Source organism: Azospirillum sp. FG154 (genome assembly GCF_057809575.1).
Genome location: NZ_JBMDKF010000012.1, coordinates 52,540 through 74,045, shown reverse-complemented (window position 1 = coordinate 74,045; position 21,506 = coordinate 52,540). Strand labels below are relative to the sequence as shown.

Sequence of the window (21,506 nt, the reverse complement as noted above, 5' to 3'; positions counted from 1 at the left end):
ACAGGTTTCCTATGCTTGCGTCAGGGTGAACAGGGTGTTGAGCTTGGCCGCGATGGCGGCGACCGGCAGAATGTCGGTCGCGACGCCCGCGCGGATCGCCGAATTGGGCATGCCGTCCACGGCGCAGGACGCCGGATCCTGAACCAACACCGGACCGCGCCGGGCCGCCAATTCCGCCGCCCCGGCGGCGCCGTCGTCGCCCATGCCCGTCAGGATGACGGCGACCGGCGAATCGGCCTCCCGCGCGGCGGAGCGGAACAAGAGATTGGCCGAGGGGTGATGCGGTTCCCCGCTGTCGGCGACCAGGCGCAGGGTGAAACGGCCCGACGCCGGACGCTTGACCACCCAATCGGCCCCGCCGCGCAGGATGGTGATGGAGCCGGGTTCCAGGACCGCGCCCTCCTCCCCCTCCGTCACCGGGCGTTTGAGGCTGCGCGCCAGCGAGGCGGCGAACCCGGCGGTGAAGCTGGCGGGCATGTGCTGCGCCACCACCAGCGGGCAGGGCGACGGCCCCAGCGCGCCCAGCAGCTCCAGCAACGTCACCGGCCCGCCGGTGGACACGCCGACCACCACCAGATCAGGCCGCTTGCCGCGCGCCGCGACGCTGGGGGAGCGGGACGCGGCGGCCGGCGGCGCCATCCGCGCCACGGTCGCCGCCTGCGGCGTGGCGGCGGCGGACGGTTCGCCCAGCGCCGCCATGCGCCAGCGGCCCCAATGGCGGACCTTCTCGGTCAGTTGCCGTTCAATCGACGCCATGTCGAAGGTGATGAAGGAGGTGTTCTTGCACACGAAATCGACCGCCCCGGATTCCAACGCCCGAATGGTGGCGTTCGCCCCGTCGGAGGTTTCGTTGGACACCATGATGCAGGGCGGCCCCTTTTCCTGGGCGATGGCCTGGACCGCTTCGATGCCGTCCATGATCGGCATGTTCAGATCCATGGCGACGACGTGCGGTTTCAGGCGGCGCGACAGGCGCAGGGCCTCGGCCCCGTTGCGCGCCTCGCCGACGATTTCGATGTCGGCGGCGGCCTCCAGCATTTTGCGCAGCGCCACACGAACGAAATTGCTGTCGTCCACCACCAAAAGCCGGATGCGCGGCGCGCTCATCGGACGCCTCCCCCGGTCGTCGGCGCGACGGCGGGCGGCAGCGCCTTCGTCGCCCCATCGGTCGCCTTGCCGTCCGTCATCAGCCCTTCCGGGCGCAGCACGGGGATGAGCGCGCCCTCCAGCCGGATGACGGCGGCGGTCAGGCGGTCGGACATCGGGTCCACGTCGTCGGTTGGGATCTTGCGGATGCGCTGGATGGAATCGGCGATCACCGCCACCACGCCGCCGTCGATCTCCACCAAAATGGCGACGCCGGGATCCTCGGGCGGCGTTCCCACCGGGTTGCGCGCCAGCAGGCGCCGCAGATCGAGAATCGGCAGGATCGCCCCATCGACGTCGGTCAAGCCATCGAAGCTCGCCGCCCCTTGCGGCAGGTGCAGCCGATCCGACGCCTCGACCACGCGGCGGACCCGCTCGAACTCCAGGGCGTAGACGCGCGCCTCGACCAGAAAGGTCAGGAAACGGCGGAAGAATCGGCGCGGCAGACGGCTGTCGGCCATGTCGCCGCCCTCCGGGATCAGGGGGCCGATCTCGCCCAGATGGTCGCCCAACATGCCCATTCCGCTTCTCACGTCCAGCCAAGCCCCATCGTAATCCACGATTTCATCCGGCGCACCGGCTTCTCCCGCCTTCACCCGATCCAGCGGAAAGCGGACGACGCCGCGCACCGCGTCCACCCGCACGCCGACCGGCCCGCAGGGCGTGGCGTGAACCACCGCGTAGCCGCCCACGCCCGGCTGCGCGCCCAATGGGTCGGCCAGCAACACCGGGCGGCGCTGCACCTGCCCCATGCCGCGCACCAGCCACGGCGCGTTCGGCAGCGGACGCAGATCCGTGACCGGAAAGACCAGAACGACGTCGGTCATGTCCAGCGCGTGAGACCGTCCTCCAGCCTCGACGATCAGCAGGCGCACGGTGGAGCGTTCGCGCGCCGGGTCGGGCGGATCGGCGGGAACCCCGGCCAACGCTTCCCCCTCCGGCAATCCGGCGAAGGCCATGCCATGGCCAAGCTCCAGTTGGTCGGGGTCAAGCAGCCGCAGCGAACGGTCGCCATGCCGCAGCCGTCCCGCCACCGGCGCGCCGACATCCTCGGGCGCGGGGGCTTCCAGCGTCACACGGTCGCGCGCCAACGATCCGCCGATCCGCCCGGCCCGCAGCGCCACCAGCCCATCGCCCGCCCGCAAAACGATCAACAGCCCGCCCTTGCGCCCGCCGCCCCACGCCAACCCCAGCGACGGATAGCCGGTGACGTCCAGCACCGGCAGAATGCGCCCGGCGACGTTCGCCAGCCCCTCAACCTGCGGCAGGGCGAAGGGCAAACGGGTGGCGCGGGCCGATTCCGCCACCTCCACCACCTGGGCGTTGTCCACGGCGAAGGGAATTCCGGCAATGTCGAAGGTGAGGAATCCGCCAATCATCGCGCCGTCACCCCGCCCGGCTTGCGGCGGAAGGCTACCGCACGTTCGCCGCGATGCCGCTCAAACGGCGCGCCCTCTGGCATGCGGTCGGTCGTGCCCAGCGTCAGCCAACCATCGGCGGCGACGGCCCCGATCAAATGCCGCAGCGCGCGGTCCCGGCTGTCGTCATCGAAATAGATCATCACGTTGCGGCAGGACACGAGGTCGAAGTCGATTTCCGGTGGAGCGGCGTCCATCAGATTGTGCCGCTCAAAGCGGACGATCCGACGAGCGTCGTCCCGCACCCGACGCCAAGATCCGGCCTCCCCAGCCAACGGCACAAACCAGTCGGCGTAGGCGGCGGGCAGATCGCGGAAAGCCCCCATCCCTTCGTCGCCGTAACAGGCGTTGCGCGCCTGCCGCACGGCGATGCGGCTGAGGTCGGTTCCAAGAACGTCCACCGTCCAATCGGTGACGATTCCCTCGCCCGTCCGCCGCGCGGCGCCCGCGTCGGCCAGCGCCTCCAGCGCCAAAATGGCCAACCCATAAGCTTCCTCGCCGCTGGCGCACCCGGCGCTCCACAGGCGCAAAGCGCGCGCGTCGCGCCGGTCGGCGATCAAGCGGGGCAACACGTGGCGGCGCAGATGCTCGTGGTGTGGCTGGTCACGGAAGAAATACGTTTCGTGAATGGTCAGATTTTCGATCAGGCTCAGCCAATCCGGGCTGTCCGGGGCGGCGGCCTCAATCTGGTCCACCCAGGATTCCAGAACGGCCAATGGCATGGCCGCCAGAATGCGGGTGAGTTTGCGCTCCAGCGGGCGGTCATGGCGGATCCCCGCCTTCCGCCGCACGTCGTCCAGCAACCGCCGCGCCAGCGCTTCCAGGGGGGTGGGGAAAGGCGCGCTCACCGGCGGCGCTCCGTCACGACGCTTTGAAGCGTTCGGCCAGACGGCGGGTTTCATCGGCCAGCCGCGACAGTTGCACCATGGTCGCCGTGATTTCCTCCGACGCGGCGGCGTTCTTGAACGCGACGTTGCGGATGTTGCCGACGTTCGATTCAATCTCGACCATGCTGTCCTGCTGTTGGGCCATCGCGCCCGCCACGGATTGGAACATACGGTCAAGCTGCGTCACCCGCTCGGCGATGCCGTCCATCATCTGCACCACCTCGGCGGTGGCGGCCATCCCCTCTTCGGCCATGGTCGCGGCGGCCTCGACGATCTCGGCGATCTGGCGGGCGCTTTCCACCGCGTTGTCGGCCAGCTTGCCGACCTCTTCAGCGACGACCTCGAAGCCCTTGCCCTGCTCCCCGGCGCGGGCGGCTTCGATGGAGGCGTTGACCGACAGGATGTTGGTTTTCACGGCGATCTGGGTGATCGCCTCGGTGATCCGCCCAATGCGGCGGCTGTTGTCGCCGATGGTTTGCGACACCCGGACCAGCCGAGCCATCTCGGTCTTGCCTTTGTCGGCGAAGCCAGCGGTGTCCTTCACCATGTTCGACGCGGCGCGCGTGCTGTCGGTGACGGAGGCGATGGCGCGGGCCGATTGCCCGACCGCCTGGACCACCCGGTCCAAATCTTCGGTCTGGATCGACGCGCCGTCGGACACCTGAGCCACCGCCGTGCTGGCCTGCCCGGCGGCGACCGCGACCTGAGCCGCCTGTTCGCCGATTCGCTGGAAGGAGCCACGCGCGTCGCCGACCAGCGCCGCCATCGCGCCGTAGCCGCCCGGCAGGGTGGGCGCAGCGGTCTTGCCGTCCACCTCTCCGGCGTCGATCAGGCGGCGCAACTCGGCGTGCAAGGCGCTTTGCGTCGCCGCCAGCCGGTCCAGCGCGGCCAAGCTCCCCCCCACTTCATCGCCGCGCGGCGGGGCCGCTTGCCAGCCGTCAAAACGCCCATCGGCCAAATCCGCCGCCCGCCGCTCCAAACGGCGCAGCGCGTCGGCCAGATCCAGCGCGACGACCAACCCGATCAGCAACGCGACCGCCAACGCCCCGCCCGTCGCCAGCCACACAACACGCGGCTCGGCTCCCGACAACGCCAGAGGAACCAGCGCGGCGGCGGCGGGCAGCAGCGCCGTCAGACACAGCTTGGGAAACACGCGCAGTCCAGCCGGAAAGGACATGACAAACGGCTCCTCGCAAACAATTGGACAAGCCTAGGGCAATGGATGGTCAAGGCAACAGCCTTATGACTTGCCGGATGCACCCCGCCCGACGCAAGGTTAAACCAAACGGCCACCACCGAAGCCAGTTCGCCCGAGACCAGTTTGTAGGGACACCGTCGGCATGTCGATTTCAACCCGCATCTCTTTGGGCTTCTCCGCGATCCTGCTGCTGACCGTCACGGTCGCCGCCGTCGGCTGGAACGGGTTGGACACCTACGCCGAACGGGTGAACGTCGCCAGCCGCACCTCAACGCTCGACAGCGCGCTTAGCCTCGCCCGTCTGGAAGAAGCGCGCTATCTGCTGGACGTCGATCCATCGGCCAGCCGCCGCGTCCGCGCCCTGACCGACGCGCTGAAGACCGACGCCGAAGCCCTGTTGAACGACCCTGCGCATCCCGTCAATCCAGAGGTTTTGAACGAGGCGCTGGGCAAACTGGCCATCTACCGCAAGACCTTCGACGATGTGGTCCGATTGGAGGTGGAGAAATTCGCCAGTCTGGCCAAACTGCGCAAACAGACCGCCACGCTGCTGATCGCCGCTCAATTAATCTCCCACGCCCAAACGGAACGCTACGCCAACGCCGTCATCCGCCTGCACACCGACGCAACCGACGCCGAAGCGCTCGCCACGCTGGAATCCTCGGTGGTGCTGTCCACCATCGCCAACCGAATGATCCAAGAAACGCGGGGGGCGCTGCTCGATGTTCAGCAATTCTTGATCGAAAGGGGCGGTTCGGAACGGGACGGGCTGAACGCCAGCATCGACAAGCTGCTCTATGTCATCGCCGACGCCCGCAAAAGCGCTCCGGATGAGGCCACGCAAAAGGACATCGCCAATCTGACCGCCGCCGTCTTGGGGGTGGAAACCGAATTTTCGCTGGTCCGCGACGTCATCCAGCAACGCCACAAGGCCCGCGCCGCCATGAAGGACGCCGCCGACGCCGTCAGCGAACGGATCGGGGCGCTGGTCGCCGGGCAATTGGCGGAACGTGAGGCCGGGCGCAGCCGAGCCGTCGTCCTGTTGGAAACCGGCGCGTTTGGCGCGCTGGCGGTCGGCATTCTGCTGTCGGTGCTGATCGCCCGCAGTTTGACCGTTCCGATCACCGCCACCACGCGGGCCATTCAACGCCTGTCCGAAGGCGACCTGACCGTCACGGCGCCGGGAACCGGACGCCAGGACGAGCTGGGGGCCATCGGACGGGCCATCGAAAGCGTCATCCAGGTGCTGCACGGCCTGCACCATGAGATGCACCGTCTGTCCGGCGTCGCGACCCAGCCCAACGACGACGAAACGGCCGTGGGAAACCGCGCGCCGACCTTCAGCGGCGCCTATGGTGAAATGGTCAACCTGCTGAAAAGCACAGGAACCGCGTTCCAGAGCATCGGCGATCAAGCGACCCAGGTCGCCATCGCCGCCGGGCAGGCCAGCACGGCCATCACGCAGGTGTCGGACGGCGCGTCGGAGCAGACTGACGATCTCGATCAAGTGGTGATCGCCGTCGGCCAATCCGCCCGCGCCATCGCCCACGTCACCGAAAGCACGCGCGACGCGTCCGACATGGTGAAAGACGCCACCGGCTTCGCCGCCAAGGGCAAACAGGACATGGCGCGGTTGTTGAGCGTGTCGCAGACCATCGCCGAAAACAGCCGCCGCATTGGGCGGATCACCGAGGCGATCACCCAGATCGCCGTGAAAACCAACATCCTGTCGGTCAACGCCTCCATCGAAGCCGCCCGCGCCGGGGAGCAGGGCAAGGGCTTCGAGGTCGTCGCCGAAGAGGTCGGCAAGCTGGCCGACAACGCGGTGGAAAGCGCCCGCCAGATCGCCGAGATCATCGAATCCGCCGCGACCATGGCGGCGGAGGGCATGGCCGTCACCGAACAGGCCCGCCGAATGATGGACGGTCTGGCCGAGCGCGTCGCCCGCATCGACAGGGCGTTCCAGGCGGTCGCCGTGGCCATGGAGCAGCAGCAGGCCTCGGTCAAGGACATTGAAAATTCGGTGGAAAGCGTCCGTATGGTGGCGTCAAAAAACGCCGCCGCGTCGGAGGAAATCGCCGCAACCATGGTGCAATTGTCGCGCTTGGCCGACGAAACCCGCCATCAGGCGGCGCGCTTCAAAGCGATCTGAGGCCCCTTGCCAAAACCCTCAAGGCTCAGTCGACGACGGCCTCGCCTGCTGGATGTCGCGCCATTTGGCGACGTTGCGGTTGTGATCGGCCAAAGTCTTGGCGAAGACATGGCCGCCGGTTCCGTCGGCTACGAAATACAAAAGCTCATGCTTGTCCGGCTTCAGCACCGCTTGCAACGAGGCCTTGCCGGGGTTGGCGATCGGTCCCGGCGGCAGGCCCGTGACCTGATAGGTGTTGTAGGGGGACTCGAACTTCCAGTCATTCCGAGTCAAGGCTCGCCCCAGTTCCCCCACTCCGTCGGTCAAGGCAAAGATCACCGTCGGATCGGATTGCAGCTTCATCCCGGCTTCCAGCCGATTGATGAAGACCCCTGCAACCTTCGCGCGTTCGGTGGCGACCCCGGTTTCCTTCTCGACGATGGAGGCCAGGGTCAGCGCCTGCTGCGGCGTTTCAAAGGGAAGATGCGGATCGCGCGTCTTCCAACTCTCCGCCAACATCTGGGTCATCGCCGCCTGCATCCGCTCGATGATCGAGGCGCGGCTGTCGCCGTAGGCGAAATGATAGGTTTCCGGCAAAATCGTGCCGTTCTTCGGCGTCTGCTTGACCGTCCCGGTCAGCGCCGTTTCTTTGTCAAGCAACGCGATGACCTGCGCGGAGGTTAAGCCCTCCGGCACGGTGAAGCGTCGCACGACCGTGCGACCCTGCCTCATCTGGTCAAGAATCGCTTCCATGCTGACGCCAGCGGGAAACAGATACTCGCCCGCCTTCAGGTCGCGCGCGTTTCCCGCCAAGCCCGCCATCGCGGTGAGTTTTGCGCCCGCCAAAAACAGCAGAGGGGATGACACAATTCCGGCGTCGCCCAAAGTGATGGCGATGGCCTCAACCCCGCTGCCACGCGGGATGACAATGGTTTCTGGATGGTCGAGAGGACCGGGGGCCATGACTTCCATGGCTCCCCAGACGCCGACTCCGGCGGTCGCGCTGACCAAGACCAGCACCCCCGCAATGATTCGGAGGCCCCAGCCCATGATGGTTTACGCAAACTCCTTGAAGACCAACGACGCGTTGGTGCCGCCAAACCCAAAGGAGTTGGACAGCGCCGCGCGCACCCGGCGTTCTTGCGCCACCTTCGGCACAAGATTGACGCCCTGGCAGCTTTCCGACGGGTTCTCAAGATTGAGCGTCGGCGGAACAATGCCGTGGTTGATCGACTTGATCGAATAGATCGCTTCGACGGCGCCGGCTGCGCCCAGCAGATGGCCGATGGCCGACTTGGTCGACGACATCGCCAGCGTGCTTATCGAGTCGCCGAACAACCGCTTGACCGCGCCCAGTTCGATTTCGTCGCCAAGCGGCGTCGAGGTGCCATGAGCGTTGACGTAGTCAATGTCCGACGGGGCCAGACCAGCCCGCTTCAACGCGCCGCGCATGGCGCGGAAACCACCATTGCCATCCTCGGCCGGAGCCGAGATGTGGTGGGCGTCGCCCGACAGGCCATAGCCGACGACTTCGGCGTAAATGGTCGCGCCGCGACGCTTGGCATGTTCCAACTCTTCCAGCACGACGACGCCGGCGCCCTCGCCGATGACGAAGCCGTCACGGTCCTTGTCATAGGGCCGGGACGCCTGCGAGGGCGTGTCGTTGAAACTGGTGGACAGCGCGCGCATGGCGGCGAAACCAGCCACGCCCAAACGGCTGACCGCGCTTTCGGTGCCGCCCGCGATCATGACGTCGGCGTCTTCCCACATGATGAGCCGGGCGGCGTCGCCAATGGCGTGCGCGCCGGTCGAGCAGGCGGTGACGACCGCGTGATTCGGTCCCTTGAAGCCATACTGAATCGACACATGCCCGGAGGCGAGGTTAATCAGGCAGGCCGGGATGAAGAAGGGAGAGAGGCGGCGCGGCCCCTTCTCATGCAGGGTGATGGCGCCTTCAGCGATGCCGGGAAGTCCGCCGATGCCCGAACCGATCATGACCCCGGTCATCTCGCGTTCTTCGTCGGTTTGGGGAACCCAACCGGAATCTTTGATGGCTTCCTGAGCGGCGGCGATCGCGTAGAGGATGAAATCATCCATCTTACGCTGGTCCTTGGAGGACACGTAGGAGTCGGGGTTGAAATCCCCCTCGCCGGCGCCACGCGGAACCTGACCAGCCACCTTGGAGGCAAGGTCGGAAGCGTCGAAGCCCGTGATCGCGCGGATTCCCGATTGACCGGCAATCAGCCGCTCCCAGTTCAGCGAGTGACCAACGCCAAGGGGCGTGGCCAGACCGAGGCCGGTGACGACGACACGTCTCATGAGGCTGTTCCTTGACCTTTCCTCGGAAAATCTCGGCGACGGCCAGGGCGCCGCACGCGGCGCGCCTGGCCCTCGGAAAACGCTATCCGCGCGCTCAGGCGGCGGCGTTCGCCTTGATGAAGTCGATGGCGTCCTTCACCGACAAAATCTTTTCAGCGGCGTCGTCCGGGATTTCCACACCGAACTCTTCCTCGAAGGCCATAACCAGCTCGACGGTGTCGAGGCTGTCGGCGCCCAGATCGTCGATGAAGGAGGCGTTCTCCACCACCTTCGACTCCTCGACACCCAGGTGGTCAACAACGATCTTCTTCACGCGCTCGGCGATGTCGCTCATTTTATTAGACCTTCCAATCCTTGAAACCGCTCGGGATAATCCGGTCGGAGCAACACGCGAAGAACGTGCCGTCCTGCCGCGAAAGCCCCGTCCGATAACATATTTCGGCAGCCTTGACCAGCGCCCAAGAGGCAACCGGGGGCTCCGAAGCTTCACAAGAGGCGAAGCCGCCTCAGATCATGGCCATGCCGCCGTTGATGTGCAGCGTCTGGCCCGTGACATAAGCGGCCTCTTCGCTCGCGAGGTACACGACCCCGGCGGCGATTTCCCCCGGCTCGCCCATGCGGCCGGCCGGGATGGCGGGGAGCAGCTTTTGCTTCTGCTCGTCGTTCAGGGCGTCGGTCATCGCCGTGGTGATGAAACCCGGCGCGACGCAATTCACAGTGATGTTGCGCGAGGCCAATTCGGCGGCCAGCGACTTCGACATGCCGATCAATCCAGCCTTCGAGGCGGCGTAGTTCGCCTGCCCCGGATTGCCGGTGACGCCGACGACCGACGTGATGTTGATGATGCGGCCCCAACGCTGCTTCATCATGCCGCGCATGACGCCGCGCGACAGACGGAAGGCGGCGGTCAGATTGACGTCGAGAACCGACTGCCAATCCTCGTCCTTCATCCGCATGGCGATCTGATCGCGCGTCAGCCCGGCGTTGTTCACCAGTATGTCGATCTTGCCAAGCGCTGTTTCGGCATCCTTGAGAAGCTGGGTGATCGCGGCGGCTTCCGACAGATTGCCGGGAACCACAAAGGCGCGCTCGCCCAATTCGGCGGCCAACGCCTCCAGCGGAGCCACGCGGGTGCCCGACAGAGCGACGGCGGCGCCCTGGGCGTGCAAGGCGCGGGCGATTGAGGCGCCGATGCCGCCGGAGGCGCCCGTGACGAGGGCCGACTTGCCAGTCAAATCGAACATGATGGCCTCACAAAGTCTTCAGGAACGACTCGACATCCGCCGGCGCGCCCACCGAGGTCGCGGACAGCTCTTTGTCGATGCGCTTGGTCAAACCGGCCAGCACCTTGCCGGAGCCGACCTCAACCAACGCCTCGACGCCCTGCTCCTTCATGGTCAGGACGCATTCGCGCCAACGGACCATGCCAGTCACTTGTTCGACCAACAAGCGGCGAATCGCGTTGGGATCGGATGCCGGAGCGGCGGTCACGTTGGCGACCACCGGAACGACCGGCGCGGAAATGGTGATGGCGGCCAGGGCTTCGGCCATCGCGTCGGCGGCGGGCCGCATCAGCGCGCAATGGAACGGCGCGCTGACGGGCAGGCGCACAGAACGCTTCAGACCACGTTCGGCGGCCAGCGCGATGGCGCGGTCAATGGCGTCGGCGTCGCCAGAAATCACCACCTGACCAGCGGAATTGTCGTTGGCGACGGAACACACCTCACCTTGGGCGGCGTCTGCCGCGATGGCTTGCGCCTGCTCCAGATCGGCTCCCAGCAGCGCGGCCATGCCGCCCTTGCCGACTGGAACCGCCCTCTGCATGGCCTGCCCGCGCAGCTTCAACAATCGCGCGGTGTCCGCCAGCGTGAAAGCCCCAGCGGCGCAGAGCGCGGAATATTCGCCGAGCGAATGACCGGCGACGAAACGGGCGTGCTTGGCGAGATCGACCCCGCCCTCGCTGGCCAAGACCCGCAGAACGGCGACGCTGACCGCCATCAGGGCGGGTTGCGCGTTTTCGGTCAGGGTCAGGTCCGCTTCCGGGCCTTCGACCATCAGCCGTGACAGGCGTTGGTTCAGCGCGTCATCCACCTCTTGGAAGGTGTGGCGCGCGACCTCGAACGCCTCGGCGAGTTCGCGACCCATGCCCACGGCTTGGCTGCCCTGCCCCGGAAAGACGAACGCCCTAATCATGCTGCGTCAAAACCCTGGATGAAAGCGCGCCGCCCCTGTGGCGGCACCGTCGATTGGCCGACAGTCATACCCTCCCTTTTGGGCAAGTCAAGCGACGCGCGTTGTCCAAATCCCCAAAAGACCGATAAAACGCGATCAATCCAGGCGCAGGGCCGGAAAATTCTTTGCCCCGCGACCTGTTGTCTGCTCCCGCCCCTTCGGTTTTACGCCGCGCACACTCCCTATATATAGAGTGTCGAATTTTCTTCTTTCGGTCGGATCTGAAGTGAACGGTCACGGGATTCGCCCCCTCGGCAATCCCCATCCCTTTCGGCAGAAAATTTCATCGCTTTCTCGGCTTTCTGATGGATTTTTCTTGCCGATCAAGCCGCTTTATGCATACTGCGCCGCTTCCAACTCCTTGCCGACGGCGTGCCGTTGGCTAGGCCCGGGCGGCTGGCCGCACCCATTGGGGGTGTTGGCGCAGCGCCGGACCATGAACAGCCATGGGGAGTGCAATGGCACTTTACGAGTGCGTGCTGATCGCGCGCCAAGACATTTCGGCCGCCCAGGCCGAAGCTCTCAGCGAACAATTCGCTCAGATCATCCGCGACAATGGCGGCACGATCGAGAAGACCGAGTATTGGGGTCTGAAGACCCTGACCTACAAGGTCAAGAAGAACCGCAAGGGTCACTACACCCTGTTCAACATTTCCGCCCCGGCCGCCGCCGTCGCGGAGATGGAGCGGAACATGAGCATCAATGAAGACGTCCTGCGTTACATGACCGTGCGCGTGGACGAACTCGACGCCAACCCGTCGGCGATGATGCAGAGCCGGAACGAGCGCAGCGATCGCGGCGACCGTGGCGATCGTGGCCCCCGTCGTTTTGACGACCGTGGCCCGCGTCCGCCGCGCCGCCAAGACAATGTGACCGCTTCGGAAGGGGAGATCGCGCAATGAGCGACAAGCAGACCACGGGCGCTCCCGCCGCCCGCACCGGCGGCGGCGCTCGTCGCCCGTTCTTCCGTCGCCGCAAGACCTGCCCGTTCTCGGGCGCGAACGCTCCGGCGATCGACTACAAGGACATCAAGCTGCTGTCCCGCTTCATCTCGGAGCGTGGCAAGATCGTCCCGAGCCGCATCACGGCGGTCTCGACGAAGAAGCAGCGCGAGCTGGCCCGCGCCATCAAGCGCGCCCGTTTCCTGGCTTTGCTTCCGTACATCGTGAAGTAAGCCCGGACGACAGGGCTGAAGGTTTCAGGCAAAGGTTGTAAGGGGTTCCCATGGCCGCCGGTCTGGCCGCTCCGCTGGTTCTCGCCGTCGGCGGCGGTCTGGTCAGCGCGTTCTTTTACCTGTCGGTTCTGTTCGGCGGGATCGGAGCGTTGATCCTGGGCTATCTCGCCCCCCTGCCCCTCTTCCTCGTGGGGTTGTGGCTGGGGGCGCCAGCGGCGGCCATCGCCGGGTTGACGGGCGGCGCGACCGTTCTGCTCGGCACGTCCGGCAGCGTGCTGGTGTCCGTCGCCTATCTGCTGACCGGGGCTGCTCCGGCCATGCTGGTGGTGCGGCAGTCGCTGTTGGCGCGGGTGGATTCCGGTGGGAACCTGGAATGGTATCCGTCTGGTCGGGTTCTTTTGGGCCTGGTCGGAATGGGGGTTGCGGCGGTTCTCGTCGCCATGAGTCTGGCGTTCGACCAGCCCGGTGGGCTGGAGGGCGTTGTGCGTCGGATGCTCGCCCAACTGGCCGAGCCTCTGTTCAGCGCGCAGGGCCTCGCGGCTCCAGGACCAGAAGCGGTGTGGATGGCGGCGGCTTTGCCGGGCTTGGTTGTGATCTCATGGATCGTCATGACGGTCATCAACGCGGCTCTGGCGCAAGGGGCGCTGATGCGGTTTGGCCGCAACCGTCGCCCGCCCATGCGGATGGGGGCGTTGGAGGTGCCGGTCTGGCTGCTTCCCGTTTTCGCCATGGCGCTGCTGGGCGCGTTGGGTTTGCCGGACGCCTTTGGGTTTCTGGCGGTCAATCTGACGCTGATCCTGGCCGTTCCGTTCGCCTTTGCCGGGCTTTCGGTGGTTCATCATGTGGTGGCGCAACGTCGGTCGGCCCCTGTGCCGCTTCTCGTTGGGTTCTACATGGTGCTGTTTCTCTTCGGGTGGCCGATCCTGCTTTTGGTCGGCCTGGGCATGATCGAGCAATGGATCGGGCTGCGCCGCCGGTTTAACCGCGCTGCCCCCGGTCAGGAGGACGAGTGATGGAAGTTATTCTGCTGGAACGGGTTGAGAAGCTCGGCCAGATGGGTCAGGTCGTGAACGTGCGTCCTGGCTTCGCCCGCAACTATCTGCTGCCGCAGAAGAAGGCCATGCGCGCCACCAAGGCGAACATGAGCGTCTTCGAGAAGCAGAAGGCCCACCTGGAGGCCGTCAACCTGGAGCGCCGCAAGGACGCCCAGGAAGTCGCCACCAAGATGGACGGCGTCGCGGTCATCGTGATCCGTCAGGCCGCCGAGACCGGCGTTCTGTACGGCTCCGTCAACACTCGCGACATCGCTGACGCCCTGGACGCCGCCGGTTACAAGACCGACCGCAAGCAGGTCGCCATCGAGACCCCGATCAAGACGCTCGGCCTGTTCAAGGTCCGTGTCGTCCTGCACCCGGAAGTGTCGATCAGCGTGACGGTCAACGTCGCCCGTTCGCAGGAAGAAGCGGGCCTTCAGGCCCAGCGTGGCGGCATGATTACCGCCGCTGACCTGCGTGACGACGACGAGGAAGAAGAGACCTACGTCAACGACGCCACGACCGAAGACGACGAGGCCTAACAGCCTCTTCCGCCGCTCGCCCCTGGTTTCGATCACGGGCGAGAGGCGACACGTCGCTCGTTCAGATGCCGCCCACCCCGTTCAGGGTCGGGCGGTTTTCTGCGTTTTGGACAGTCTGCCTTTTTGCAGGGCGGCTTCGTCCATGATTCCGCTTTCAGGGCCGCATCGTCTTTCAAATTCAGATGAGCCGTTCGCTGGAAAGCGCGCCGTTGACTCGCGATCGCATCACAGACGCCGACCGACAAGTCGCCGCGTCAACCGTCAAAGCGCAAACGGCGCCGGTGGGCGAAACAGTGGTCTGACCAGTTGGGTCAAAGTCTTAACTCGTGCGACATCGACGTCACGCCCTCCGCGATACCTTCCTTTTCATGGCGGGGCGGTGCTATACAACATTGATTAATTCCGCCCGGGGTATCGGGGGGCGCGTTTACGCGCTCTCTCGGCAACAAGCGCCCGTTTGACGGCGCGCCCGGCGTTAGGAAACGACAACGCCCTTACCCGTTCGGGGAGATCTCGCACCAATGACCAAGATCAAGGTAGCCAATCCGGTCGTCGAACTCGACGGCGACGAGATGACGCGCATCATCTGGCAGTTCATCAAAGAAAAGCTGATTCTGCCCTACCTCGACATCGACCTGAAATATTACGACCTGGGCATCGAGAACCGCGATGCGACCGACGACAAGGTCACGGTCGAGTCGGCCAACGCCATCCAGAAATACGGCGTGGGCGTGAAGTGCGCGACCATCACCCCGGACGAGGCGCGGGTGAAGGAGTTCAACCTCAAGAAGATGTGGAAGTCGCCGAACGGCACCATCCGCAACATCCTGGGCGGCACCGTGTTCCGCGAGCCGATCGTCTGCCAGAACGTGCCGCGCTATGTGCCGGGTTGGACCAAGCCGATCATCATCGGTCGTCACGCCTTCGGCGACCAGTACAAGGCGACCGACTTCGTCGTTCCCGGCCCGGGCAAGATGACGATCAAGTGGGAAGCCGCCGACGGCAGCAGCCAGATCGAGCATGAGGTGTTCGACTATCCCAGCGCCGGCGTGGCGATGGGCATGTACAACCTCGACGACTCCATCGAAGGCTTCGCCCATTCCAGCCTGATGTACGGCCTGGAGCGCGGCTATTCGGTCTATCTGTCGACGAAGAACACCATCTTGAAGGCCTATGACGGGCGCTTCAAGGACATCTTCCAAAAGATCTTCGACGAGAGCTACGCCGAGCAGTTCAAGGCCAAGGGCTTGGTCTATGAACACCGCCTGATCGACGACATGGTCGCCTCGGCCCTGAAGTGGGAGGGCGGTTTCGTCTGGGCTTGCAAGAACTACGACGGCGACGTGGAATCCGACGTGGTCGCGCAGGGCTTCGGCTCGCTGGGTCTGATGACCTCCGTGCTGGTCACGCCCGACGGCAAGACCGTCGAGGCCGAGGCCGCGCACGGCACGGTGACGCGCCACTACCGCGAGCACCAGAAGGGCAAGGAAACCTCGACGAACCCGATCGCCTCGATCTACGCCTGGACCCAGGGTCTGGCCTATCGCGGCAAGTTCGACGACACCCCCGAGGTCATCAAGTTTGCTCAGACGCTGGAGCGCGTTTGCGTCGAGACCGTCGAATCCGGCTACATGACCAAGGATTTGGCGATCCTGATCGGCCCGCAACAGCCGTGGCTGACGACCAAGCAGTTCCTCGACAAGCTGTCGGACAATCTGCAAAAGAAGATGGCCGCCTGGAAGTAACCCTGGTTGCAAAACCGGGGGTGCGACGCCACGTCCGGGTCACACCGGACGCAAGGTTGGCTAGAGTGAAAACGGGGGGCTTCGGCTCCCCGTTTTTTATTGCCTGCGTTCCGGCGCAGCGCAGAGGGAGGACCAAAGCACCATGGCCAACGATCTGTTCCGCGTCGCCGTCGTCGGCGCTGGCGAAACCGGCACGCCGCTGCTGCGCCAATTGCTCGACGCTCCGTTCGTCCAGCTTCTGGGCGTGGCCGACCTCGACCCCAACGCGCCCGGCATGACGCTGGCCCGCGAGCGGGGCGTCGCCACCACCACGGATTTTGTGGAGTTGACCCGGCTGGGCGCGGATCTGGACATCTTGATCGACGTCACCGGCGTTCCCGCCGTGCGCGAGGCGCTGCGGCAGGAAATGCAGGGCAGCGGCAACCATCACACGCTGATTGTGCATGAGATGGTGGTTCAGTTGATGCTGTCGCTGCTGGTCGGGAAGCGGGTGCGCCTGAAGCACGGCGCGCAGGACTACTGACGCCCCGCATCATAAAAAGAAAAGGCCCTTCGCTCAGCGTGAGAGAAGGGCTTTCGTCTGGAACCTGCGTTCGGGAGTTTTGTCTGGATCAGGCGGCGCCGACGTTGCGCTCCCGCTCTTCCTCGCGCTTTTTGCTGCTGCCGGTCGGCTGATAGGCCATCGCCGCGTGTTCGGCGCAATAGGGCAAGCCAGCCAGGGAGGGCTTGCCGCAGAAATGGAAATCCTGGTGCTTGGGATCGCCAACCGGCCATTTGCACATGCGCTCGGTCAAAGCGAGGATGGTGGCTCCACGGGTCGGCTTCTTCTTGATCGGCGAGGGCCGACCAGACAATCCCAAACGATGCGCCTTGCCAATCACCGCGTTGCGGCTGATGTCGCCCAGAGTGTCTGCGATTTCACTCGCGCTCAACCCCTGGGACCAGAGATCCTTGAGCTGTTGAATACGCTCATCCGTCCAACTCATCCCCGATTACTCCCGATCCGGTGCCATTGCCTGCCTTTGGCTCACGGTCTGACGCCGTTTTCCATAAGCCGCAACATTTTGTGCCAGTCGGTGAGGACGCTACCAGATGAACGGCGAAAACGATAGAGGGTCGCGGCAACATTCCTGTGCATAACTCGACGCCCGATTCAGGAGTTCAGCGCGCCATACACCTCCTCGGCAATGCCGGACAGGGTGGCGCGGTCCAGATCGCCGGTGATGGCCAGGGCCAAACCATTGTCTTGCCAATACAAAGCCTGCAAGCCGCCATCCTGGGCGAAGCGGAAAGCGGTCCCCGCCGGGCTGGGCGTCGGGCGGATGTACAGGGTGATGCGGCGCCCCGCCGCATCCTGATACATATAGAGCGCCACCGGCCCATCGGAATCCGCGAGCAGACGTCCGCCGATCAACTCATAACCGCTTTTGGTCGCCTTTGGGCAACGCATGGTCCGGCCGATCCGTTTGGACAGCCAGGACACCAGATGCGCCTCCTGGTCCACCCCGACCTCGATCGGGTGGCGGACCTCGACGGTGAAGACGCGGTGCGCCGCCACGGCGTCGGCGATGAAGGCGGCGGTCAACGGATCGGCCTGCCGCCCGCCGCCCGCCCGGTCCCGCGCCACCCAGCCGGTCGCCCCGCCAGCGACGAACAGCAGCAGCGAGGCGGCCAGGGCCAGCCCCCAAACCCGCGCCCGCCCCGCCCAGCCCGCTCGCGCCCAGCCCGCGCGGCCCGTCGCCACGGTTTCGCGCGCGGCGAAGGGCGGCGTCAGGCGGTCCGGGAGCGGCTGGTCGATCAGCGGGCCAAAGCTGCGGGCCAGCAGCGCGCGTTGGGCGCGGTAACGCTCGAAACGTTGGGCGTCGTCGGGGTGGTCGGCCATGTGACGTTCGACGGCGGCGCGGCGTTCGTCGGGCAATTCGCCGTCGATCCAGGCGTGCAGGTCGGCCTCGGTCACGGGTTGGGTTTCGCCGGTCGTCATCACTTGATCCTCCTCACCACCGCCTGCTCAACCCCGCCATCCAGCAGGACCCGCAAACGCTCGCGCGCGCGGGCCAGACGCGACATCACCGTGCCGATGGGCAGTTCCAGCACCTCCGCCGCCTCGCGGTAGGACAGACCTTCCATGCCGGTCAGCAGCAGCACGGCGCGATGCTCCTCGGTCAATTGGCCAAAGGCGCGGACGAAGTCCCGCACCTCCGCCCGGTCGGTCGGCGGGGCGCTGAGCGCCAGATCGTCGGCCAGATCCTCCACCGGCACCTCGGCCCCGCGCCGCCGCCGCCCGCGCAGGACGGAGATGTGGAGGTTGTGCAGAATGGACATGAGCCAGCCGCCCAGCCGCGACGGGTCGCGCAGGGCGTGGCGGTTGGCCAGCGCCTTTTCCACGCAATCCTGAACCAGATCGTCGGCGTCGTAACGGTTGCCGACCAGGGCGGTGGCGTAGCGGCGCAGGCGCGGCACATGGGCGGCGATGTCGCGGGCGGCGATGTCGTGGTCGGCGATGGCGATGGCGGGGCCGGGCGTCATGACGGGGGCATCCGCGACAGGTTGTTCGGGGGCGGCTTCATGGTCCATGACGCTGGCGCTCCCCCGATTATTCCGTCCGCCTCAGCCCGGAGTCGAAAATCCGGCCTTGCCGTCGAAATTGCTGAGATTTTCCGTTTGGGTGAAGTCGATTCCGGCCTCGGCCAAGCGGCCCAGCAGTTCGACGATGGCGCCATGCTTGATCGGCCCGTTTTGGGCCAGAAAGCGGCAGCGCCAGTGATCGGTGCAGAAGACGTCGAGATTGCCGTCCGGCCAGACCCGTTGCGAACGGTTGGAGATGCTGACCAAGGTCAAGGCCTCGGTCGAAAGCGGCCCGACCAGCTCGGCCAGATCGTTCGGCACGCCGCCCGACCATTGCAGGAAGACGTCCACCCCGACCAGTTCCTTCACCGCGATGCGGCGCGGCGACAGGCGGTTGGTGCGGTCATAGGCCGGGCGCGCGGTGGTGTAGCCCACCGTCGGCATGGTGACGGGCATTTGCCCCAACCGTTCGACCACCGCGTCGGCGAAGGCGCGGGTGCCGACCCGCACCCGCCCGATGCCGCGCGCGAAGATGTCGGCGGTGTGGATTCCGTCCTCGATGGTTTTGAGCCAGGCGTTGTGGATTCGCCCGGCGATGTCGCCCTGCCCGATGTGGACCAGCATCATCACGGCGGCCATCAGCAGGCCCGACGGGTTGGCGGTCCCCTGCCCGGCGATCATCGGGGCCGATCCGTGAATCGCCTCGAACATGGCGCAGGTCTCGCCGATGTTGGCCGACCCGGCCAAGCCGACCGATCCGGTGATCTGCGCGGCGATGTCCGACACGATGTCGCCGTACAGGTTCAAGGTGACGATGACGTCGAAGCGTTCGGGCTGGTCGGCCAGCCGCGCCGCGCCGATGTCGACGATCAGATGATCGGCCTTGATTTCCGGGTATTCGGCGGCGAGTTCGTAGAAGATCTTCAGGAACAGCCCGTCCGTCATCTTCATGACGTTGTCCTTGACGAAGGCCGTCACCTTTTGCCGGTGGTTGGAGCGGGCGTAGTCGAAGGCGTAGCGGACGATCCGCTCCGATCCCGGGCGCGAGATCAGCTTGACCGACTGGATCACCTCGTCGGTCTGGCGATGCTCGATCCCGGCGTAAAGGTCTTCCTCATTCTCGCGGATGATGACCACGTCCATGCGCGGGTGGCGCGTGCGGACATAGGGGTGATAGGCCACGCAGGGCCGGACGTTGGCGAACAGCCCCAGCGTGGTCCGCGCCGTGACGTTCAGCGATTTGTTGCCGTAACCCTGCGGCGTGGTGATCGGCCCCTTCAGAAAGACCCGCGTGCGGCGGATGGATCCCCACCCGGCATGGTCCAGCCCGCCCGCGTGGCCGCGCCGGTACACGGCCTCGCCCGCCGGAACCTCCTCCACCTTCAGGCGCGCGCCCGCCGCGTTCATCACAGAGAGCACCGCGTCCATGATCTCGGGGCCGATGCCGTCGCCGGGGGCGACCGTGATGGGTGTGATGTCGCGCATGCACTCACTCCGAAGGAACGCGCGACCGTAGACGCAAAAGGGGGTGATTTTCAATGGTGGCCGGAGTCGCATGGGGGTTCGACGCTGACGTTCAATTGCCCTCTCCCTTTGGGAGAGGGAAGGGACCCGCCGCGAAGCGGTGGGAAGGGTGAGGGGTGATCCAAGCAACCATACAGTTTTGGTCTCTTGGGCAACCCCTCACCCTCCCCACTTCGTGGGTCCCCTCCCTCTCCCGAAACGGGAGAGGGCGATTCGACGCCAGCGCCCCCCGGCCCGGATGGAACGTTTGAAACGCCCTGAACCGTTTCCCCCGCCCCTGTTCACTTGTTCCATCGGCGGCTCCCCGTCGGCGCGGCGCCCGCTCACAGGGGCCGCGACCACGCCCCGCGCCCGCCCCGCCGTTCCAGGGCCGATCCGAGATTGGGAAAGGGATCGTCGGGGTTGAGCGTCCAGGGATAGACGCCCTTCGGCCCCTCCCCCTCCGGTCGGGCGAGGATGGCGGCGACGATGGCGGGATCGGGCGGAACACGCTCGCGGAACGCGCCGGGGATGGAATCGCCCTTCCCATCCGGGGCCGGGGGGAGGACCGGCGCGCGGGCGGGAGCGGCGGGGGCGTTGACGGATGGGGCGGCGGATGGCGGGACGGCGGGCGGCGTTGGGGTTGGGGCGGTCGCCGGGGCGTCCGCCGGGGCGGCGGCGCAAGCGGGCGGGGAATCGGCGCAGACGGGCGCGGCCCCGGTTTGGCGCGCGCCATCCTCGTCGCGCGGGGCGGCGCGTGGAGCCTCCGGGCGTGGGGCGTCCGGACGTTGGGCTTCCGGGCGTGGAGCGTCGGCGAACAGGCCCAGCCGGTCGGCCAGCCAACGCACCGTCCCCGGATCGCCCGCCGACACCAACCGTTCGATCTGCTCCGTCACCTGGGCGCGCAGCGAGCCAAGCCGCAACTCCGCCTCCCGGTTCAACGCCTGCCGTTCCCACCACACCCGGACGCGGAACGGCTGCGACCCGTAATAGGCCCGCCACAGCGTGGTGCGGCTGCACCCCATGGCGCGGGCGACCTGCTGAAACGACGCCCCGCGCGCCAACATGCCCGCCGCCATGATCCATTGCTCCTCATGAAAACGGGAACCGGGAACCAAGGATCCCTCCGGCGCGACCGGCGGCTCTTCCGCCCAAGGGGGAAAACGGTCGGCGGAGGCGTTGAAGGCGGGGGGCAGGCAATCGGGCATGGAGCGGCTCCGGTGAGCAGGAGAGGAAACGCTCCAGTTTCCGACGGAACGGGGGAGGGTGGTAGGATAAAAATCATAAAATGTTTGAGTTTAGGCCGGGGGTGCCGATTCTTATAGAACGTTTCAACCTTACCCGATACACGATATATAGGACAAAATTCCGCACGTGTGTGAAGGAAAATCAAAACAATAGAAGCTAACTCGACCAATACTTATAAAATATTCTTAGATTTTCTATCGTTAATCTTCAGAATCAGGATAATGATCGTTGAAATTTAAATATCGCGATTATATATTGACTGCAAGAAAGCACAAGCCGAAGAGCACGTAGAACAAATTTATTTGTAAATAAAAAATACAAGAATTAATAACACTCGAACTTACATTGCAAACTTTTGAAATTA

At 65.6% G+C, this 21,506-nt stretch carries 21 protein-coding genes; 7 read left to right on the top strand and 14 right to left on the bottom strand.

Translation table 11 applies throughout. From position 1 onward, the window contains the following. Positions 1–9 precede the first annotated feature (9 nt). Genes cheB through ACODS4_RS15340 form a run of 4 tightly spaced genes read right to left on the bottom strand, consistent with a single transcriptional unit; the run spans position 10 to position 4,628 of the window. A complete protein-coding gene (cheB, locus tag ACODS4_RS15355; protein ID WP_488865092.1) occupies positions 10–1,107 on the bottom strand; it encodes a chemotaxis-specific protein-glutamate methyltransferase CheB in 1,098 nt (365 codons plus the stop codon). Further along, positions 1,104–2,525 (bottom strand): chemotaxis protein CheW, encoded by a 1,422-nt coding sequence (locus tag ACODS4_RS15350; protein ID WP_488865090.1) that lies wholly within the window; start codon positions 2,523–2,525, stop codon positions 1,104–1,106. The genes cheB and ACODS4_RS15350 overlap by 4 nt, the downstream gene beginning before the upstream one ends. After that, a complete protein-coding gene (locus ACODS4_RS15345) occupies positions 2,522–3,412 on the bottom strand; it encodes a CheR family methyltransferase (protein ID WP_488865088.1) in 891 nt (296 codons plus the stop codon). Before ACODS4_RS15345 ends, ACODS4_RS15350 begins: the two co-directional genes overlap by 4 nt. 13 nt (positions 3,413–3,425) lie before the next feature. Beyond that, the gene (locus tag ACODS4_RS15340; protein ID WP_488865086.1) at positions 3,426–4,628 is read right to left on the bottom strand and encodes a methyl-accepting chemotaxis protein; all 1,203 of its coding nucleotides are present in this window, start codon (positions 4,626–4,628) and stop codon (positions 3,426–3,428) included. Positions 4,629–4,791: 163 nt separating this feature from the next. On the opposite strand from ACODS4_RS15340, the gene ACODS4_RS15335 reads away from it, so the two are divergent. After that, on the top strand, positions 4,792–6,801 hold the full coding sequence (locus ACODS4_RS15335; protein WP_488865084.1) for a methyl-accepting chemotaxis protein: 2,010 nt from the start codon (positions 4,792–4,794) through the stop codon (positions 6,799–6,801). An 18-nt stretch (positions 6,802–6,819) separates the two neighbouring features. Here ACODS4_RS15335 and mltG read toward each other — a convergent pair whose 3' ends face one another. From mltG to fabD, 5 genes are all read right to left on the bottom strand, one after another. Beyond that, positions 6,820–7,830: an endolytic transglycosylase MltG gene (gene mltG, locus ACODS4_RS15330; protein WP_488865082.1), complete on the bottom strand. Its 1,011-nt coding sequence runs from the start codon at positions 7,828–7,830 to the stop codon at positions 6,820–6,822. A 6-nt stretch (positions 7,831–7,836) separates the two neighbouring features. Next, positions 7,837–9,099, bottom strand: coding sequence for a beta-ketoacyl-ACP synthase II (fabF, locus tag ACODS4_RS15325; protein WP_488865080.1), 1,263 nt, complete (start codon positions 9,097–9,099; stop codon positions 7,837–7,839). Positions 9,100–9,193: 94 nt separating this feature from the next. Next, a complete protein-coding gene (locus ACODS4_RS15320; protein ID WP_014247969.1) occupies positions 9,194–9,433 on the bottom strand; it encodes an acyl carrier protein in 240 nt (79 codons plus the stop codon). Positions 9,434–9,605: 172 nt separating this feature from the next. Further along, the gene (gene fabG / locus ACODS4_RS15315; RefSeq protein ID WP_488865078.1) at positions 9,606–10,343 is read right to left on the bottom strand and encodes a 3-oxoacyl-[acyl-carrier-protein] reductase; all 738 of its coding nucleotides are present in this window, start codon (positions 10,341–10,343) and stop codon (positions 9,606–9,608) included. Between the two features lie 7 nt (positions 10,344–10,350). Next, positions 10,351–11,292 (bottom strand): ACP S-malonyltransferase, encoded by a 942-nt coding sequence (fabD, locus tag ACODS4_RS15310; RefSeq protein ID WP_488865076.1) that lies wholly within the window; start codon positions 11,290–11,292, stop codon positions 10,351–10,353. Between the two features lie 497 nt (positions 11,293–11,789). Here fabD and rpsF point away from each other — a divergent pair, with 497 nt between their 5' ends. From rpsF to ACODS4_RS15280, 6 genes are all read left to right on the top strand, one after another. Then, positions 11,790–12,233: a 30S ribosomal protein S6 gene (gene rpsF, locus ACODS4_RS15305; RefSeq protein WP_119829578.1), complete on the top strand. Its 444-nt coding sequence runs from the start codon at positions 11,790–11,792 to the stop codon at positions 12,231–12,233. Continuing rightward, positions 12,230–12,505, top strand: a complete 276-nt coding sequence (gene rpsR / locus ACODS4_RS15300; protein WP_119829579.1) for a 30S ribosomal protein S18 — start codon at positions 12,230–12,232, stop codon at positions 12,503–12,505. The genes rpsF and rpsR overlap by 4 nt, the downstream gene beginning before the upstream one ends. 50 nt (positions 12,506–12,555) lie before the next feature. Then, on the top strand, positions 12,556–13,518 hold the full coding sequence (locus ACODS4_RS15295; protein ID WP_488865073.1) for a DUF2232 domain-containing protein: 963 nt from the start codon (positions 12,556–12,558) through the stop codon (positions 13,516–13,518). Then, on the top strand, positions 13,518–14,081 hold the full coding sequence (gene rplI, locus ACODS4_RS15290) for a 50S ribosomal protein L9 (RefSeq protein WP_119829581.1): 564 nt from the start codon (positions 13,518–13,520) through the stop codon (positions 14,079–14,081). The genes ACODS4_RS15295 and rplI overlap by 1 nt, the downstream gene beginning before the upstream one ends. A gap of 521 nt (positions 14,082–14,602) precedes the next feature. After that, complete coding sequence (locus ACODS4_RS15285; protein ID WP_488865071.1) at positions 14,603–15,826, top strand: NADP-dependent isocitrate dehydrogenase; 1,224 nt, start codon at positions 14,603–14,605, stop codon at positions 15,824–15,826. Positions 15,827–15,968: 142 nt separating this feature from the next. Beyond that, entirely contained in the window at positions 15,969–16,349 is a 381-nt protein-coding gene (locus tag ACODS4_RS15280) for an oxidoreductase (protein ID WP_488865069.1), read from the top strand. 88 nt (positions 16,350–16,437) lie between these two features. Here the strand turns inward: ACODS4_RS15280 and ACODS4_RS15275 are convergent, their stop codons facing one another. The 5 genes from ACODS4_RS15275 to ACODS4_RS15255 all read right to left on the bottom strand — a co-directional run bounded on the left by ACODS4_RS15275 (position 16,438) and on the right by ACODS4_RS15255 (position 21,102). Continuing rightward, a complete protein-coding gene (locus ACODS4_RS15275; protein WP_119829585.1) occupies positions 16,438–16,812 on the bottom strand; it encodes a GcrA family cell cycle regulator in 375 nt (124 codons plus the stop codon). Positions 16,813–16,979: 167 nt separating this feature from the next. Beyond that, the gene (locus ACODS4_RS15270) at positions 16,980–17,807 is read right to left on the bottom strand and encodes an anti-sigma factor family protein (RefSeq protein ID WP_488865066.1); all 828 of its coding nucleotides are present in this window, start codon (positions 17,805–17,807) and stop codon (positions 16,980–16,982) included. Beyond that, positions 17,807–18,352, bottom strand: a complete 546-nt coding sequence (locus tag ACODS4_RS15265; RefSeq protein WP_488865064.1) for an RNA polymerase sigma factor — start codon at positions 18,350–18,352, stop codon at positions 17,807–17,809. The genes ACODS4_RS15270 and ACODS4_RS15265 overlap by 1 nt, the downstream gene beginning before the upstream one ends. Before the next feature lie 81 nt (positions 18,353–18,433). Beyond that, on the bottom strand, positions 18,434–19,876 hold the full coding sequence (locus ACODS4_RS15260) for an NADP-dependent isocitrate dehydrogenase (RefSeq protein WP_488865062.1): 1,443 nt from the start codon (positions 19,874–19,876) through the stop codon (positions 18,434–18,436). Positions 19,877–20,238: 362 nt separating this feature from the next. Next, the gene (locus ACODS4_RS15255; protein ID WP_488865061.1) at positions 20,239–21,102 is read right to left on the bottom strand and encodes a hypothetical protein; all 864 of its coding nucleotides are present in this window, start codon (positions 21,100–21,102) and stop codon (positions 20,239–20,241) included. Between the last annotated feature and the right edge of the window lie 404 nt (positions 21,103–21,506).